This is a genomic window from Klebsiella sp. C239 (genome assembly GCF_048822715.1).
Classification (GTDB): Bacteria; Pseudomonadota; Gammaproteobacteria; order Enterobacterales; family Enterobacteriaceae; genus Klebsiella; species Klebsiella quasipneumoniae.
In genome coordinates this window covers 188,129-204,991 of record NZ_JBMEZK010000006.1, presented here as the reverse complement: position 1 = coordinate 204,991, position 16,863 = coordinate 188,129, and the positions used below count along the sequence as shown (strand labels likewise).

General features: G+C 61.5%; 9 protein-coding genes. 8 read left to right on the top strand and 1 reads right to left on the bottom strand.

The window, feature by feature from the left end:
- Positions 1-2: 2 nt before the first annotated feature.
- From bcsQ to ACOI6Z_RS17540, 8 genes are all read left to right on the top strand, one after another.
- A complete protein-coding gene (gene bcsQ, locus ACOI6Z_RS17575) occupies positions 3-734 on the top strand; it encodes a cellulose biosynthesis protein BcsQ (RefSeq protein WP_065812603.1) in 732 nt (243 codons plus the stop codon).
- Positions 731-3,349: a UDP-forming cellulose synthase catalytic subunit gene (bcsA, locus tag ACOI6Z_RS17570; protein WP_023291295.1), complete on the top strand. Its 2,619-nt coding sequence runs from the start codon at positions 731-733 to the stop codon at positions 3,347-3,349. The genes bcsQ and bcsA overlap by 4 nt, the downstream gene beginning before the upstream one ends.
- A gap of 10 nt (positions 3,350-3,359) precedes the next feature.
- Positions 3,360-5,705, top strand: coding sequence for a cellulose biosynthesis cyclic di-GMP-binding regulatory protein BcsB (gene bcsB, locus ACOI6Z_RS17565; RefSeq protein ID WP_049013024.1), 2,346 nt, complete (start codon positions 3,360-3,362; stop codon positions 5,703-5,705).
- 3 nt (positions 5,706-5,708) lie between these two features.
- A complete protein-coding gene (gene bcsZ / locus ACOI6Z_RS17560) occupies positions 5,709-6,818 on the top strand; it encodes a cellulose synthase complex periplasmic endoglucanase BcsZ (RefSeq protein WP_420687470.1) in 1,110 nt (369 codons plus the stop codon).
- Entirely contained in the window at positions 6,800-10,279 is a 3,480-nt protein-coding gene (gene bcsC, locus ACOI6Z_RS17555) for a cellulose synthase complex outer membrane protein BcsC (protein ID WP_065812602.1), read from the top strand. Before bcsZ ends, bcsC begins: the two co-directional genes overlap by 19 nt.
- Positions 10,280-10,522: 243 nt before the next feature.
- Complete coding sequence (gene hmsP, locus ACOI6Z_RS17550) at positions 10,523-12,529, top strand: biofilm formation regulator HmsP (RefSeq protein WP_044525008.1); 2,007 nt, start codon at positions 10,523-10,525, stop codon at positions 12,527-12,529.
- 156 nt (positions 12,530-12,685) lie between these two features.
- Complete coding sequence (locus tag ACOI6Z_RS17545; RefSeq protein WP_023291290.1) at positions 12,686-13,972, top strand: dicarboxylate/amino acid:cation symporter; 1,287 nt, start codon at positions 12,686-12,688, stop codon at positions 13,970-13,972.
- Positions 13,973-14,191: 219 nt separating this feature from the next.
- Positions 14,192-15,694, top strand: coding sequence for a M16 family metallopeptidase (locus tag ACOI6Z_RS17540; RefSeq protein ID WP_023291289.1), 1,503 nt, complete (start codon positions 14,192-14,194; stop codon positions 15,692-15,694).
- A 54-nt stretch (positions 15,695-15,748) separates the two neighbouring features.
- Here ACOI6Z_RS17540 and ACOI6Z_RS17535 read toward each other — a convergent pair whose 3' ends face one another.
- The gene (locus ACOI6Z_RS17535) at positions 15,749-16,678 is read right to left on the bottom strand and encodes a sugar kinase (RefSeq protein ID WP_044525007.1); all 930 of its coding nucleotides are present in this window, start codon (positions 16,676-16,678) and stop codon (positions 15,749-15,751) included.
- Positions 16,679-16,863: the final 185 nt, after the last annotated feature.

Sequence of the window (16,863 nt, the reverse complement as noted above, 5' to 3'; positions counted from 1 at the left end):
AGATGGCTATTCTGGGGTTACAGGGCGTGCGCGGGGGAACTGGCGTCACGTCCATTACGGCTGCACTCGCCTGGGCGCTGCAATTGCTCGGTGAAAGCGTGCTGGCGATCGACGCCAGCCCGGATAATATGCTGCGCTTTTTTTTCAACACCGATATCCATCATCAGGACGGCTGGGCCCGGTCGCTGCTTGACGGCCGTGACTGGCGCGACGCGGGTCTGCGCTATACGCAACATATCGATCTGCTGCCGTTTGGCCAGCTCAGCGCGGGCGAAAGAGAAAACGTCGACCAGCTGCTGCCCACCCTGGGCGCGATGACGGAGGCGGTACAGCAGCTGCAGGGTCAGTACCGCTGGCTGCTGCTGGATCTGCCGGCGGGCTATTCGCCGTTGACCCGCGAGCTGCTGACGCTCTGCGACCGCTCGCTGGTGGTGGTCCATCCCGACGCCAACAGCCATATCCGTTTGCACCAGCAGCCCTTTCCGGCCAACAGCGATATTCTGATTAACGATCTGCGGGTCGGCAGCCAGCTGCAGGAAGATCTCTACCAGCTGTGGCTCGAGAGCCAGCCGCGGATCCTGCCGGTGACCATTCACCGCGACGAGGCGATGGCCGAGTGCCTGGCGGCGAAACAGCCCCTTGGGGAGTATCGCCAGGACTCTCTGGCGGCGGAAGAGGTGCTGACCCTGGCGAACTGGTGCCTGATCCACTATGCCGGCGGGAGGTCGGTATGATCCGCCTCAGCACGCTGCTGTTGGCCCCGCCGGTGGGGGAACGGCTGCGCGCGCGCTATGACGACTACCGGCAGCATGGCGCCTCCTGGCTGTCGGCGTCGCTTGGCTGCCTGTGGGCATCGCTGGTCTGGGCGCTCATGCCGCTGGAGACGCCGCGCTGGCAGGCGATTCTGGCGCACCATGACACCTATTTCCCCCATATTAATCCGCACCGGCCACGGCTCCTGGATCCGCTGCGCTATCTGTTGCAATCCCTGTGGCTGCTGGCGACCCGCGTGCCGGAGCCGGAGAAAAAGGTCAACTGGCGTTCGCTGGCGGCGCTGGAAGGGGTGCACGGTCGCTACGCGCAATGGATGGAGAAACTGCCTGAGCAGGTTAACGCCCGCACCCGCCATCTGGATAAACAGAAAGAGCTGGCGCACCTCAATCCTAAACTGCGCCGGGCAATCCTCGGAGTGGTGACCTGCTGCTCGCTGGTGCTGGCGCTGATGTGTATTACGCAGCCCTTTAACCCGCTGTCGCAATTTATCTTCCTGATGCTGCTGTGGGGCGTGGCGCTGCTGGTGCGGCGCATCCCCGGCCGCTTCTCGGCGCTGATGCTGATCGTGCTGTCGCTGACGGTCTCGTGCCGCTATATCTGGTGGCGCTACACCTCGACGCTGAACTGGAACGACCCGGTAAGCCTGGTGTGCGGGATTATTTTGCTGTTCGCCGAGACCTACGCCTGGGTGGTGCTGGTGCTGGGCTACTTCCAGGTGGTCTGGCCGTTGAACCGCCAACCGGTGCCGCTGCCGGAGGACATGGATCTGTGGCCGACGGTGGATATCTTCGTCCCCACCTACAACGAAGATCTCAACGTGGTGAAAAACACCATCTATGCCTCGCAGGGCATCGACTGGCCGAAGGACAAGCTCAACATCTGGATCCTCGACGACGGCGGACGGGAAGCGTTTCGCCAGTTTGCCAAAGATGTCGGGGTGCACTACATCGCCCGTACCAGCCATGAGCACGCCAAGGCCGGTAACATCAACAATGCGCTGAAATACGCCAAAGGGGAGTTTGTCTCGATCTTTGACTGCGACCACGTGCCGACGCGCTCGTTTCTGCAGATGACCATGGGCTGGTTCCTGAAAGAGAAAGAGCTGGCGATGATGCAGACCCCGCACCATTTCTTCTCGCCTGACCCCTTTGAGCGCAACCTTGGCCGTTTTCGCAAAACGCCGAACGAAGGCACCCTGTTCTACGGCCTGGTACAGGACGGGAACGATATGTGGGACGCCACCTTCTTCTGCGGCTCCTGCGCCGTGATCCGCCGCGGCCCGCTGGATGAGATTGGCGGCATTGCCGTCGAAACGGTGACCGAAGATGCCCACACCTCGCTGCGCCTGCACCGGCGCGGCTACACCTCCGCCTATATGCGTATTCCGCAGGCGGCGGGGCTGGCGACGGAGAGTTTGTCGGCGCACATTGGCCAGCGCATCCGCTGGGCGCGCGGCATGGTGCAGATTTTCCGTCTCGATAACCCGCTGTTTGGCAAGGGGCTGAAGCTGGCGCAGCGCGTCTGCTACGCCAACGCCATGCTCCACTTCCTCTCCGGTATTCCGCGCCTCATCTTCCTCACGGCGCCGCTGGCCTTTTTGCTGCTCCATGCCTATATCATTTATGCGCCGGCGCTGATGATCGCGCTGTTCGTGCTGCCGCATATGATCCACGCCAGCCTGACCAACTCGAAGATTCAGGGCAAATACCGCCATTCGTTCTGGAGTGAAATCTACGAGACGGTGCTCGCCTGGTATATCGCGCCGCCCACCTTTGTGGCGTTGATTAACCCGCATAAAGGCAAATTCAACGTCACCGCGAAGGGTGGGCTGGTGGAAGAGGAGTATGTCGACTGGGTGATCTCCCGGCCTTATATCTACCTCGTGCTGCTCAACCTGGTCGGCGTCGCGGTGGGGATCTGGCGCTTTATGTACGGCCCGGAAAACGAAATTCTCACCGTCTGGGTGAGTATTGTCTGGGTGTTCTACAACCTGATTATTCTTGGCGGCGCGGTGGCGGTCTCGGTCGAAAGCAAGCAGGTCCGCCGGTCGCATCGTGTCGAAATGAGCATGCCGGCGGCCATCGCCCGCGATGACGGCCATCTGTTCTCCTGCACCGTTCACGACTATTCCGACGGCGGCCTGGGGATCAAAATTCACAGCGACGCGCAGGTGCTGGAGGGGCAGAACGCCAGGCTGCTGCTCAAACGGGGACAGCAGGAGTATGTCTTCCCGGTGCGGGTCGCGCGGGTAAACGGCAACGAAGTGGGATTGCAGCTGCTGCCGTTGACCAACCAGCAGCATATCGATTTTGTGCAGTGTACGTTTGCCCGCGCCGATACGTGGGCGCTTTGGCAGGATAGCTTCCCGGAAGATAAGCCGATGGAAAGCCTGCTGGATATCCTCAAGCTGGGATTCCGTGGTTACCGTCACCTGGCGGAGTTTTCGCCGCCGTCGGTGAAGGTCATTTTCCGCGCGCTCACCTCGCTGGTGGCATGGATAGTGTCGTTTGTACCCCGACGCCCTGAACGCGCCGCGCCGACGCTCTCCGCAGACCCGGCAATGGCTCAACAATGATGATAATGCGATGAAAAGAAAACTTTCCTGGATGTGTGCAGTAGCGGTGGGCATGTGCAGCTGGTATCCGCTGGCCTCTTACGCGGCGCCGGCCGCCGTGGTGAACCCGGCTCCTGGCGTTCAGCCGCAGGCGGCCACCCCGCCCGCGCCGGTGACGATTGGCGAGCCGACGGCGACCCTCGCCGAACCGACCGCTCCGGCGGTGGTCGCCGAGAATATCCCGCAGCGGGAGGTGAAGCTGACCTTTGCCTCCATCGCGCCGCCTCCGGGCAGCATTGTGCTGCGCGGCTCACGGCCTGACGCCTCGGTCGAATTCGGCATGCGCAGCGATGAGCTGGTCGCCAACGCGCTGCTCAATCTGGAATATACCCCGTCGCCCTCACTGCTGCCCGTGCAGTCGCAGCTGAAAGTCTATCTCAACGATGAGCTGATGGGCGTTCTGCCCGTCACCAAAGAGCAGCTGGGGAAAAAGATCCGTGCGCAGCTGCCGATTGACCCGCTGTATATCACCGACTTCAACCGCATACGGCTGGAGTTTGTCGGCCACTATCGCGATGTCTGCGAAAACCCGGCCAGCAGCACGCTGTGGCTGGACGTCGGGCGCGAAAGCTATCTGGATCTCACCTACCAGTCGCTGAAGGTGCATAACGATCTGTCGCACTTCCCGGTGCCGTTCTACGATCCGCGCGACAACCGCCCGCTGACGCTGCCGATGATTTTCCCGGGTTCGCCGGCGGTGGCCCAGCAGCAGGCGGCGGCGATTATCGCCTCATGGTTCGGCAGCAAGGCCGGCTGGCGCGGCCAGCAGTTCCCGGTCTATTTCAACGAACTGCCGGATCGTAACGCCATTGTCTTCGCCACCAACGACAAGCGTCCGGATTTCCTGCGCGATCATCCGCCGGTCAACGCGCCGACCATCGAAATGATCGACAACCCGAACGATCCTTACGTCAAGCTGCTGGTGATTTTCGGCCGCGATGATAAAGACCTGCTGCTGGCGGCGAAGGGGATTGCCCAGGGCAATATTCTGTTCCGCGGCAGCAGCGTCACCGTGGACGGCATCAAAACCCTGCAGCCGCGGCAGCCATACGATGCGCCAAACTGGGTGCGCACCGACCGCTCGGTCACCTTTGCTGAGCTGAAAACCTATGAACAACAGCTGCAGTCCAGCGGGCTGGTGCCGGATGCCATCACCGTGGCGCTTAACCTGCCGCCGGATCTCTATTTGCTGCGGGCCAACGGCATCGATATGGATCTGAAATATCGCTATACCATGCCGCCGGTGAAGGACAGTTCGCGGATGGATATCAGCCTTAACGACCAGTTCCTGCAGTCGTTCAGCCTTAACAGCTCCCAGGACGTGAACAAACTGATCCTGCGCCTGCCGGTGCTGCAGGGGCTGCTGGACGGCAAATCGGAGGTCACCATCCCCGCGCTGCGTCTTGGGGCGGTGAACCAGCTGCGCTTTGACTTCCAGTACATGAACCCAATGCCCGGCGGCTCCATCGACAACTGTATTACCTTCCAGCCGGTGCAGAACCATGTGGTGATCGGCGACGATTCGACCATCGACTTCTCGAAGTATTATCACTTTATTGCGCTGCCGGACCTGCGCGTCTTCGCCAATGCGGGCTTCCCTTACAGCCGAATGGCTGACCTCGCTGACACCCTGGTGGTGGTGCCGAAGGCGCCGACCCAGGGCCAGGTGGCGACGCTGCTGCAGGCGCTGGGCGGCATCGGTTCGCAGACCGGCCTGGCGGCGATTAATCTGCAAATGACCGACGATGGCAACCAGATCAAGAATAAAGACGCGGATCTGCTGCTGATCGGCGCGATCCCCTCGTCTCTCAAGGACGATACCAAAATCAACCTGCTGGTCGAGGCGACCAAAAGCTGGGTGAAAATGCCGATGCGCCACTATGACCTGGCGAGCATTTATCCCGATGACGAGGCCCGCACGCCCAACACCCGCACCGACATCACCTCTTCCGGACCGATGGCGGCGGTGATTGGCTTCCAGTCGCCCTACAACGATCAGCGTAGCGTGGTGGCCCTGCTGGCCGACAGCCCGCGCGGTAATGAATTGCTGACCAACGCCCTCAACGACAGCGGTAAGCGGGCGGCGATGTTTGGCTCGGTGGCGGTGATCCGCGAATCCGGCGTCAACAGCCTGCGGGTGGGCGATGTTTACTATGTCGGCCATCTGCCCTGGTTCGAGCGCATCTGGTTCGCGCTCTCTAACCACCCGATACTGCTGGCGATCTTCGCCGCGGTCAGTATCGTGCTGCTGGCGTGGGTGCTGTGGCGCATGCTGCGCATTATCAGCCGCCGCCGCCTTAGCCTGGATGATGAATAAACGATGATGAAAGTACTTTGCGGCGCGGTGCTCTCCGCGCTGGTACTGGCGGCGGGCCAGGCGAGCGCCGCTTGCCAGTGGCCCGCCTGGGAGCAGTTTAAGAAAGCGTACGTCAGCCCCGAGGGGCGGGTGATCGACCCCAGCGATGCGCGCAAAATTTCCACTTCCGAAGGACAGAGCTATGGCCTGTTCTTTGCCCTGGCGGCCAACGATCGCGCGGGGTTCGACAAGCTGCTGACCTGGACGCAGAACAACCTGGCGGAGGGCGACCTGCGGCAGCATCTGCCGGGCTGGCTGTGGGGGAAAAAGGACGACGAACAGTGGACGCTGCTGGACAGCAATTCGGCATCCGACTCGGATCTGTGGATAGCCTGGGCGCTGCTGGAGGCGGGGCGCCTGTGGCAGCAGCCGCAGTACACCGAGACCGGGAAAGCGCTGCTGGCGCGGATTGTCGACGAAGAGACGGTGGCGGTGCCGGGCCTTGGCACGATGCTGCTGCCGGGAAAAGTCGGTTTTGCCGACGACAGCGGCTGGCGGTTTAACCCCAGCTATCTTCCGCCGCAGCTGGCCACCTATTTTGTGCGTTTTGGCGCGCCGTGGCCCATCCTGCGCGACACGAACCTGCGTCTGCTGCTGGAGACCGCGCCGAAAGGCTTTACCCCGGACTGGGTGCGCTATGAGAAAGGGAAAGGCTGGCAGCTGAAAACGGAGAAGCCGCTGATCGGCAGCTATGACGCGATTCGCGTCTACCTGTGGGTGGGCATGCTTCATGATGGCGATAAGCAAAAAGCGCGTCTGCTGGCCCGCTTTGCGCCGATGGCGGCGCAGACCACGGAGCAGGGGGTACCGCCGGAGAAAGTGAATATCGCCACCGGTAAAACCAGCGGCCAGGGGCCGGTGGGCTTCTCCGCGGTGATGCTGCCGTTTTTACAGAACGACGAGGCCCGGTCGGTGCAACGACAGCGCGTCGCCGATAACTATCCCGGCGCGGATGCCTACTACAGCGCGGTCCTGACGCTGTTCGGTCAGGGTTGGGATCAACACCGTTTTCGTTTCACTGCGGGTGGCGAATTACAACCTGACTGGAACCAGGAATGCGCAAGCTCTCACTAAGTTTACTCACGCTGTCCCTCGGCGTCGCGCTGCTGCCGTTAGCGCAGGCGGCGACGACGCCCGCCCAGGAACATCTGCTGGAGCAGGTGCGCCTCGGCGAGGCCAGCAATCGTGAAGACCTGGTGCGCCAGTCGCTATACCGTCTGGAGCTGATCGACCCCAACAACCCGGACCTGATTGCCGCGCGGATGCGCTACCTGCTGCGCCAGGGGGATACCGCCGGGGCGCAAAAAGAGCTGGAGCGACTGACGAAGCTGGCGCCGGATTCCCCTGAGCTGAAGGCGTCGCGCAATGAGATGAAAAGCAACACCGGCGAGGGCCGTCAGGCGCTGCAGCAGGCGCGCCTGCTGGGCGTTGCCGGGAAGGTCGATGAAGCCATCGCCGCCTATGAAAAACTGTTCGGCGGCGTGCCGGATGATGTCGATGCCGCTATTGAATACTGGACGCTGGTGGCGCGCCTGCCGGCCCGTCATAGCGAAGGCGTCAGCCAGCTGAAAAAACTGAACGCCAGCGCGCCGGGCAACGTCAGCCTGCTGACGGCGCTGGCGAAGCAGATGTTTGCCGATAACAAACCGCAGGAAGGGTTCGCCTATCTGGCGGAAATGGCCCGCTCAGCCTCAGGACGCGGTATCGCCGCCGATATGTGGTTCAGCGAGGTGAAAAGCATGCCGGTGAGCAAAGCCAGCGTGCAGGCGTTGCAGCAATTCCTGCTGCAGTTTCCTACCGGCTCGGTGGCGGCGAACGCCCGCGTCCTGCTTGACCAGCAGCAGGCGCAGCTGCAGGATCCGACGTTCCGCGCCCGCTCGGAAGGGCTGGCGGCGGTCAAATCCGGAAATACCTCGCAGGCGGTGGCGGATCTGCAGAAAGCCGTTCAGGCCGACAGCCGCGACAGCGATGCGGTGGGCGCCCTCGGCCAGGCCTATTCCCAGCGCGGCGACCGAGCGCGCGCGGTGGCCCAGCTCAATAAAGCGATTGCCATGGATCCCGACAGCCCGAATCGCGGCAAATGGGACAGCCTGCTGCAAACCAACCGCTACTGGCTGCTGATCAAGCAGGGGGATAACGCCCTGAAGGCCGGTCAGCTTTCACAGGCGCAGAATTATTATGCCCAGGCGCAGCGGGTCGATCGGACCGACAGCTATGCCGTGCTGGGGCTGGGCGACGTCGCGGCGGCGCGCAAAGAGGCGGCGGCGGCGGAGCGCTATTACCAGCAGGCGTTGCGCCTGGATCGCGGCAATAACCTGGCGGTGCGCGGCCTGGCCAACCTCTATCGCGCCGAATCGCCGGAGAAAGCCAGCGCCTGGATCGCTGGTCTTCCTGCCGCCCAGCGGCGCAGCATCGATGATATCGAGCGCAGCCTGACCAACGACCGGCTGGAGAAACAAGCGCAGGCCCTGGAGAGCCAGGGCAACTGGGCGCAGGCGGCGGAAGTTCAGCGTCGGCGCCTGGCGCTCGAGCCGGACAGCGTGTGGATAACCTACCGTCTGGCGCGGGATCTGGTCAGCGCCGGTGAGCGCCAGGAGGCCGACGCACTGATGCGGACGATGGTCAACCGCCAGCCGCAGGATGCCGAACGGGTCTACGCCTCGGGGCTCTACCTGTCGGGGAACGACCAGGACGATCTGGCGCTGGCGCAAATCGCCGCTCTGCCGCGCAGCGCGTGGACGGATAACCTTCGTGAACTTGAGGCGCGTTTGCAAAGCGACCGAGTGCTGCGCCAGGCGAACCAGCTGCGCGACAGCGGCGAGGAAGCGCAGGCGATCGCCCTCATCAAACAGCAGCCGGCCTCGGTGCGCTATGACCTGACGCTGGCCGACTGGGCCCAGCAGCGCGGGGACAACCAGACGGCGATTGCCGACTATCAGCGGGTGCTGCGTCAGGAAGCCGACAACGGCGATGCGCGCCTCGGCCTTGCGGAAGTCTATCTGGCCGAGGGCGATAAACAGGCCGCCCGGGCGCAGGTCATGCAGCTGAAAGGCGCAGAGGCCGAATCCATGAATATGCAGCGGCGGGTCGCCCTGGCGCGAGCTGGCCTTGGCGATACCGCGGACGCCCAACAGATTTTTAACCAGATTGTGCCGCAGGCGAAGGCGCAGCCGCCCTCGATGGAGAGCGCGCTGGTGCTGCGCGATGCCGCGCGCTTTGCCACCCGGAACGGGGAGCCGCAGCAGGCGCTGACCCACTACCGGGAGGCGATGGTGGCCTCCGGCATCACCCCCGCGCAGCCGCAGGATAACGATACCTTTACCCGGCTGACGCGCAACGACAGCCGGGATGACTGGCTGAAGCGCGGGATCCGCAGCGATGCCGCCGACCTTTATCGCCAGCAGGATCTGAACGTCACCCTGGAACACGACTTTTGGGGATCCAGCGGCACCGGCGGCTATTCCGACCTCAAGGCGCATACCACCATGCTGCAGGTGGATGCCCCGCTGGCGGATGGCCGGATGTTCTTCCGCACCGACCTGGTCAATATGGATGCCGGCAGCTTTTCCACCCACAGCGACGGGAGCTACTCGCCCAGCTGGGGCACCTGCGGGGAGATCGCCTGTACCAGCGGCAGTAAAAATCAGACCGACAGCGGGGCCAGCGTAGCGGTCGGCTGGAAGAATGACACCTGGAGCGGCGATATCGGCACCACGCCGATGGGCTTCAATGTCGTCGATGTGGTCGGCGGCCTGAGCTACAGTAGCGACGTCGGGCCGGTGGGGTACACGGTCAACGTGCACCGGCGGCCCATCTCCAGCTCGCTGCTCTCCTTTGGCGGGCAGAAAGACAGCAACAGCCATACTGGCACCACCTGGGGCGGCGTTCGCGCCGACGGCGGCGGTGTGAGCCTCAGCTATGACCGGGGCGAAGCGCACGGTATCTGGTCCTCGCTGGGGGCCGACTCGCTGACCGGTAAAAACGTGGCGGATAACTGGCGCGTGCGCTGGATGACCGGCTACTACTATAAGGTGATTAACGAGAATAATCGTCGCGTCACCGTCGGCCTCAACAATATGATCTGGCACTACGACAAAGATCTCAGCGGTTACACCCTCGGCCAGGGCGGCTATTACAGCCCGCAGGAGTATCTCTCGTTCGCTGTGCCGGTGACCTGGCGTCAGCGCACGGAGAACTGGTCCTGGGAACTCGGCGGATCGGTCTCATGGTCCCATTCGCGTACCCAGACGCAAGCCCGCTATCCGCTGCTGAACCTGATCCCGTCCGACTACCGGCAGCGCGCCAGCGAACTGACGGAGGAGGGCGGCAGCAGCCAGGGATTCGGTTACACCGCCAGAGCGCTGGTGGAGCGGCGGGTGACCAGCAACTGGTTCGTTGGCGCCGCGGTCGATATTCAGCAGGCGAAGGACTACACCCCGAGCCATGCGCTGCTTTACGTGCGTTATTCGGCGGCCGGCTGGCAGGGGGATCTGGATATGCCGCCCCAGCCGCTGGTGCCTTACGCCGACTGGTAGCAGAATAGGCTGAATTACGTCACAGAGCACCACTCCACGGCGCGCTTCGCGTATACTCGTGAGGCGTTGCCCACCGTCGGCCGCCGGGGAGGTCTCTCCGGCGTCTGCGCCACCGCGCGGAGCTATCCCGTCACTTCATCCCTCGCGGGCGTGGGCGAAGGATTTAAGTATATAATCAGCCTGAAACGACCGGGATTGATGGATTAATGCCGGGTATGCATTCAGTATCAGTGGAGAACACCGTTGCGCGTCAGCCGTTCACTTACAATCAAACAGATGGCGATGGTCGCGAGCGTGTCCATGGCCTTTGTATTGGTTTTTTGCACTATTTTGCTGTTTCACTTTGTGCAACAGAGTCGCTTTACCACGGCCACGCAGTTAGAAAGTATCGCGCGATCCGTTCGCGAACCGCTGTCTGCGGCTATTCTGAAAGCCGATATTCCGGAAGCGGAAGCCATTTTAAGCCGTATCCAGCCTGCTGGCATCGTTAGCCGGGCGGATGTCGTCTTGCCCAACCAGTTCCAGGCGCTGCGGATGCGGTTTATCCCTGAGCGGTCGGTGCCGGTGACCATCACCCGGCTGTTTGAGCTGCCGGTGCAGATTTCGCTGCCCATTTATTCGCTGGAGCGGCCGGCCAACCCGCAACCGCTGGCCTATCTGGTGCTGCAGGCCGACTCCTATCGCATGTATAAATTCGTCATGAGCGCCCTTGCTACGTTAGTAACTGCTTACTTACTTCTGGTGCTAATGCTGACGGTGGCGCTCACCTGGTGCATCAACCGGCTGATGGTTCGCCCCCTGCGGCGTATCGCCCGCGAGCTGAACGATCTCTCCCAGCAGGAGCGTCTTGGCCATCAGCTGACCCTCCCGCGCCTGCACCATGACGACGAGATCGGCATGCTGGTGCGCAGCTATAACCGCAACCAGCAGAGCCTGGTGCGCCAGCATGATGAGCTGTCCATCCAGTCGACCCGCTTCCCTGTCTCCGAGCTGCCGAATAAAGCCTTTTTGCTGGCGATGCTGGAGCAGACGGTGGCCCGCCCGCAGAGCGCCGCGCTGATCGTCGTCGCCTGTGAAACCCTGCAGGACGCCGCCGGCGTGCTCAAGGAGAGCCAGCGCGAAATGCTGCTCCTGACGCTGGTGGAGAAGCTGCGCGCCGCGATCCCGCCGCAGATGGTGCTGGCCCAGGTAAGCGGCTATGACTTCGCCATTCTCGCCGATGGCCTCGCCGAATCCTGGCAGGCGGTGACGATAAGTAAGCAAGTGCTCACTATTATTAATGAACGTTTACCGCTGCATGGTCTGCAGCTGCGGCCCTACGCCAGCGTCGGGATCGCCATGTTCCACCCCGGTCTCAGCGCCGAACAGTTTTACCGGCGCGCGGTCTCGGCCGCGGTCACCGCAAGACGCAAAGGTAAAAATCAGATTGAGTTCTTCGATCCCGAGCAGATGGAAAAGGCTCAGCGCCGCCTGATGGAAGAGCACGAAATTATGACCGCCCTCGACAACCAGCAGTTCGCGATCTGGCTGCAGCCGCAGGTGGCCTGCGCCAGCGGCGAGCTCTGCGGCGCCGAGGTGCTGCTGCGCCAGCGGCAGGCGGATGGCAGCTGGTCCCTACCGCCGGCGCTGATTGAGCGCATTGAGTCCTGCGGGCTGATTATCCCGGTCGGCTACTGGGTGATGGAAGAGGCCTGCCGCCAGCTGGCCGCCTGGCAAAGCCAGGGCATTATGCTGCCGCTGTCGGTCAATGTTTCCCTGCTCCAGCTACTGGAGCACGACCGTGGCGAGGAGATGCTGAAGCTGATCGCCCGCTACCGCATTGCGCCGGGCACCCTCATCCTTGAGGTGACGGAGAGCTGCCGGATGGACGATCCGCAGGATGTGATGGCGCGGTTGCGGCCTCTGCGCGAGGCCGGCGTGCGGATTGCGCTGGATGATTTTGGCATGGGTTATGCCGGGTTGCACCAGCTGCAGCAGATGAAGGCTCTGCCGGTGGATATTCTGAAAATTGATAAGGTATTCATCGATATGCTGCCGGAGGATGTCAGCATGGTGCCGGCGATCATCCAGCTCGCGCGCGGCCTGTCGCTGCGCATTGTGGCGGAAGGGGTGGAAACGGAAGACCAGTATCGCTGGTTGCAAGCCGCCGGCGTCGAGGTGCTCCAGGGCCACCTGTTCGGTTGCGCTTTACCGCAGGAGGCGTTCAGCGCCCGCTATTTATCCCCGGTCCGCGAAGATGCAAATTTGTAAATGTTTTGTTGACTTGTGCGAGTCAGCTCAAAGATTTTAACAATCGCGTTGCACTTTCGACGTTAGTTATTTCTGAAATGTTTCCAGGGTGTTATTTTTAAGCCACAGACGCCAAATATCCCTTCTTGCTCTGTGGTTATTCCCAAAGGACACCCTATGAAAACCTCTATCTTTAAAAGCCTCTATGTCCAGGTTCTGACGGCCATAGCGATCGGTATTCTGCTGGGCCATTTTTACCCGGAACTGGGCGCGCAAATGAAACCCTTCGGCGACGCCTTCGTTAAGCTGATTAAAATGGTGATTGCTCCGGTTATCTTCTGTACCGTCGTGACGGGGATCGCCGGAATGGAGAGCATGAAAGCCGTTGGCCGTACCGGGGCGGTGGCGTTGCTCTATTTCGAAGTGGTCAGCACCATCGCGCTGATTATCGGTCTGGTTATTGTCAACGTGGTGCAGCCGGGGGCCGGGATGAACGTCGACCCGTCGACGCTCGATGCGAAAGCGGTGGCGGTGTACGCTGAGCAGGCGAAAGACCAGGGGGTGGTGGCCTTTTTACTGGATGTGATCCCGGGCAGCGTCATTGGCGCCTTCGCCAGCGGCAACATCCTTCAGGTTCTGCTGTTCGCCGTTCTGTTTGGCTTTGCCCTGCATCGTCTGGGCAGCAAGGGCCAGCTGATTTTCAACGTCATTGAAAGTTTCTCGCAGGTCATCTTCGGCATCATCAATATGATCATGCGCCTGGCGCCGATCGGCGCCTTCGGGGCCATGGCCTTCACCATCGGTAAATATGGCGTCGGCACCCTGGTGCAGCTGGGCCAGCTGATCATCTGCTTCTATATCACCTGTATTCTGTTCGTGGTGGTGGTGCTGGGGTCAATCGCCAAAGCCACCGGCTTCAGCATCTTTAAATTTATCCGCTATATCCGCGAAGAGCTGCTGATCGTGCTGGGGACCTCTTCATCCGAATCGGCGCTGCCGCGCATGCTCGACAAGATGGAGAAGCTCGGCTGTCGTAAATCGGTGGTGGGCCTGGTGATCCCGACCGGCTATTCGTTCAACCTCGACGGCACCTCTATCTATTTGACGATGGCGGCGGTCTTTATCGCCCAGGCGACCAACAGCCATATGGATATTTTCCATCAAATCACCCTGCTGGTGGTGCTGCTGCTCTCCTCGAAAGGGGCGGCGGGAGTGACCGGCAGCGGCTTCATCGTGCTGGCGGCGACCATCTCGGCCGTCGGGCATTTGCCGGTGGCTGGCCTGGCGCTGATCCTCGGTATTGACCGCTTTATGTCCGAAGCCCGTGCGCTGACTAACCTGGTGGGTAACGGCGTCGCCACGGTGGTGGTCGCGAAATGGGTTAAAGAACTCGATGCCAAACAGATGGATGATGTGCTGAATAACCGTGTTCCCGCGAACAAAACGCACGAATTATCCTCTTAAATCCTCCTCTTAGGCCCGTACTCCCTTGCTGGAGTACGGGCTCCTGCGCATAATTAGAGGTCATTTCCGCCCGGCGGGAATGACACGAAATGATTATTTTACGTTGTCATGCGACATTTTCGTCTCCGTGTGGTCTAACCGACGTATTTCACTCTCACTTTTTTCGGCAGCCCGTCAGTGGGATGCTGTTGTAACCAGGAATGTTCATCAGGGGTTCACATGCAGGGCACAACAATTAAACTCTTAACGGGCGGTTTGCTGATGGTAGCGGCGGCCGGTTATGTGCAGGCAGAAGCGCTCCAGCCTGATCCGGCCTGGCAACAAGGGACCTTAGCGAATGGGTTGTCGTGGCAGGTGCTGGCCACGCCGCAGCGTCCCAGCGACCGTATCGAAGTCCGTCTGTCCGTGAATATTGGCTCGCTGAGCGAAAGCACTCAGCAGAGCGGTTTCAGCCGTTTTATTCCCCGTCTGGCGTTGACGCAAAGCGGCAGCCTGCCGACGATGCAGGCGCGCTCGCTGTGGCAGCAGAGTATTGACCCGAAGCGTCCTCTGCCGCCGGCCATCGTCTCCTACGATTACACGATGTTTAATCTCAGCCTGCCGAATAACCGCAACGATCTGCTGAAAGAGGCGCTGAGCTGGCTGGCGGACGCCAGCGGTAAACTGACCATTACGCCTGAATCGATCAATCACGCGCTGCAGGGCAACGACATGGTGGCGACCTGGCCGCTGGATACCAAAGAGGGCTGGTGGCGCTATCGCCTCAAGGGCTCCACCATGCTGGGCCACGATCCCGCCGCGCCGCTGAAGCAGCCGATCGACGTGGCGCATCTGAAAGACTTTTATCAAAAATGGTACACCCCCGACGCCATGACGCTGATCGTGGTGGGTAACGTCGACAGCCGCAGCGTCGCTGAGCAAATCAGCAAAACCTTTGGCGATCTGAAGGGCAAGCGGGAAACGCCCGCGGCGGTGCCGACCTTATCGCCGCTGCCCACCGTGCCGGTCAGCATCATGACCAGCGCCGTGCGCCAGGACAAACTGTCCATCATGTGGGACGCCCCCTGGCAGCCGATCCGCGACTCCGCGGCGCTGCAGCGCTACTGGCGCGACGACCTCGCCCGCGAAGCGCTGTTCTGGCACGTGCAGCAGAGCCTGAGCAAAAATAACGTCAAGGATATTGGTCTTGGTTTTGACTGCCGGGTGCTCTATCAGCGCGCGCAGTGCGCCATCAACATCGAATCGCCGGGCGAGCGCCTGAATAACAACCTGAGCGTGGTCTCGCGCGAGCTGGCGAAAGTGCGCGACAACGGCCTGCCGCAGGAGGAGTTTGATGCGCTTATTGCTCAGAAAAGCCTCGAGCTGCAGAAGCTGTTTGCCACCTATGCGCGCACCGATACCGACATTCTGATGAGCCAGCGCATGCGCTCCTTGCAAAATCAGGTGGTGGATATCGCGCCGGAGCAGTACCAGAAGCTGCGTCAGGAGTTCCTCAACTCCCTGACGGTGGACATGCTGAACCAGTACCTGCGTCAGCAACTGTCTCAGGATATGGCGCTGGTGTTGCAGCAGCCGAAAGGCGAACCGGAATACAACATGAAGGAGCTGCAGGCCACGTGGGAAAAACTGATGGCGCCGAGTCCGGCGACCGCAGCGACCAGCGGCAGCGCCGATACGGTTGACGCCCACAGCGAGGCCAGCGACATCCCGTCGGGGCAGTAACCTGACGCCTCTCCGGCGCGCCAGCGGCGGCCGGAGAGCGCTTACAGGTGAGGATTATTGCGGCATTGCTTCCCGGGGGATGATCGCCCCGCGATACTGGATCACCGTGCTGGCGGTCAGATGTCCGCGTCTGGCGGCGGATTCAGCATCGCCGCCGGTCAGGCGCACGGCCAGATAGCCGGCGCTGAAGGAGTCGCCGGCGGCGGTGGTATCCACCACTTTCTCTTTGGCCAGCTTGACGGCCGGCACTTCCCGCAGCGGTTGCCCGCTCACCGAGACCAGGCAGGCATCCGCTCCGCGCTTCACCACCACCTCTTCCACGCCGGCGGCGTGGGTGCGGGCGATCACCTCGGCGACCGGTTTTTCCCCCCACAGCGCGTCTTCATCATCGAGGGTCAGAAACGCGATATCGGTGCAGGCGAGCATCTCCTGATAGACCTGCTGCGTCTCCGCCTGGCTGGCCCACAGGCGCGGGCGATAGTTGTTGTCGAAGATCACCTTGCCGCCGTTGCCGCGGCACTCACGCAGCAGCGTGAACAGCCTGGCACGACTGGCCGGGCTGAGAATGGCGAGGCTGATGCCGCTCAGGTAGAGATAGTCGAACGTGGCCAGCTCTTCGCAAATCGCCGCCGCGCGATCGCTCTCCAGCCAGAATTTTGCCGCCGCCTCGTTGCGCCAGTAGTAGAAGGTGCGCTCGCCGGCGTCATCGGTTTCAATGTAATACAGCCCCGGCAGGCGGTCGGCCATCCGCTGGATCAGGCTGGTGTTGACGTTTTCCTGCTGCCAACTGTCGAGCATCTGCTGGCTGAACGCATCGGTTCCCAGCGCGGTGACGTAGTGGACGCTCAGCGCGCTGGCATCCGTCTGCCGCGCGATATAGACCGAGGTGTTTAAGGTATCGCCGCCAAAGCCGCGGTTAACGGCCCCGTTCTTCTCTGACAGCTCAATCATGCATTCGCCAATGACGGCAATTTTTTTAGACATAGCCAGAACCTGCAATGGAATCGATATAAGCGCTAGTGTGCGCTGCGCTGTTTTGCTGGTCAATCATATTAAAACATCGTTCCATTATTTTTTTGACCTGACGCGCGTAATGTGACGAAAAGCGCATTTCCAGGAGAAACGCCGCTTTTTGACTATATTCAGGACTGACGTGATGCAAAAGGAGC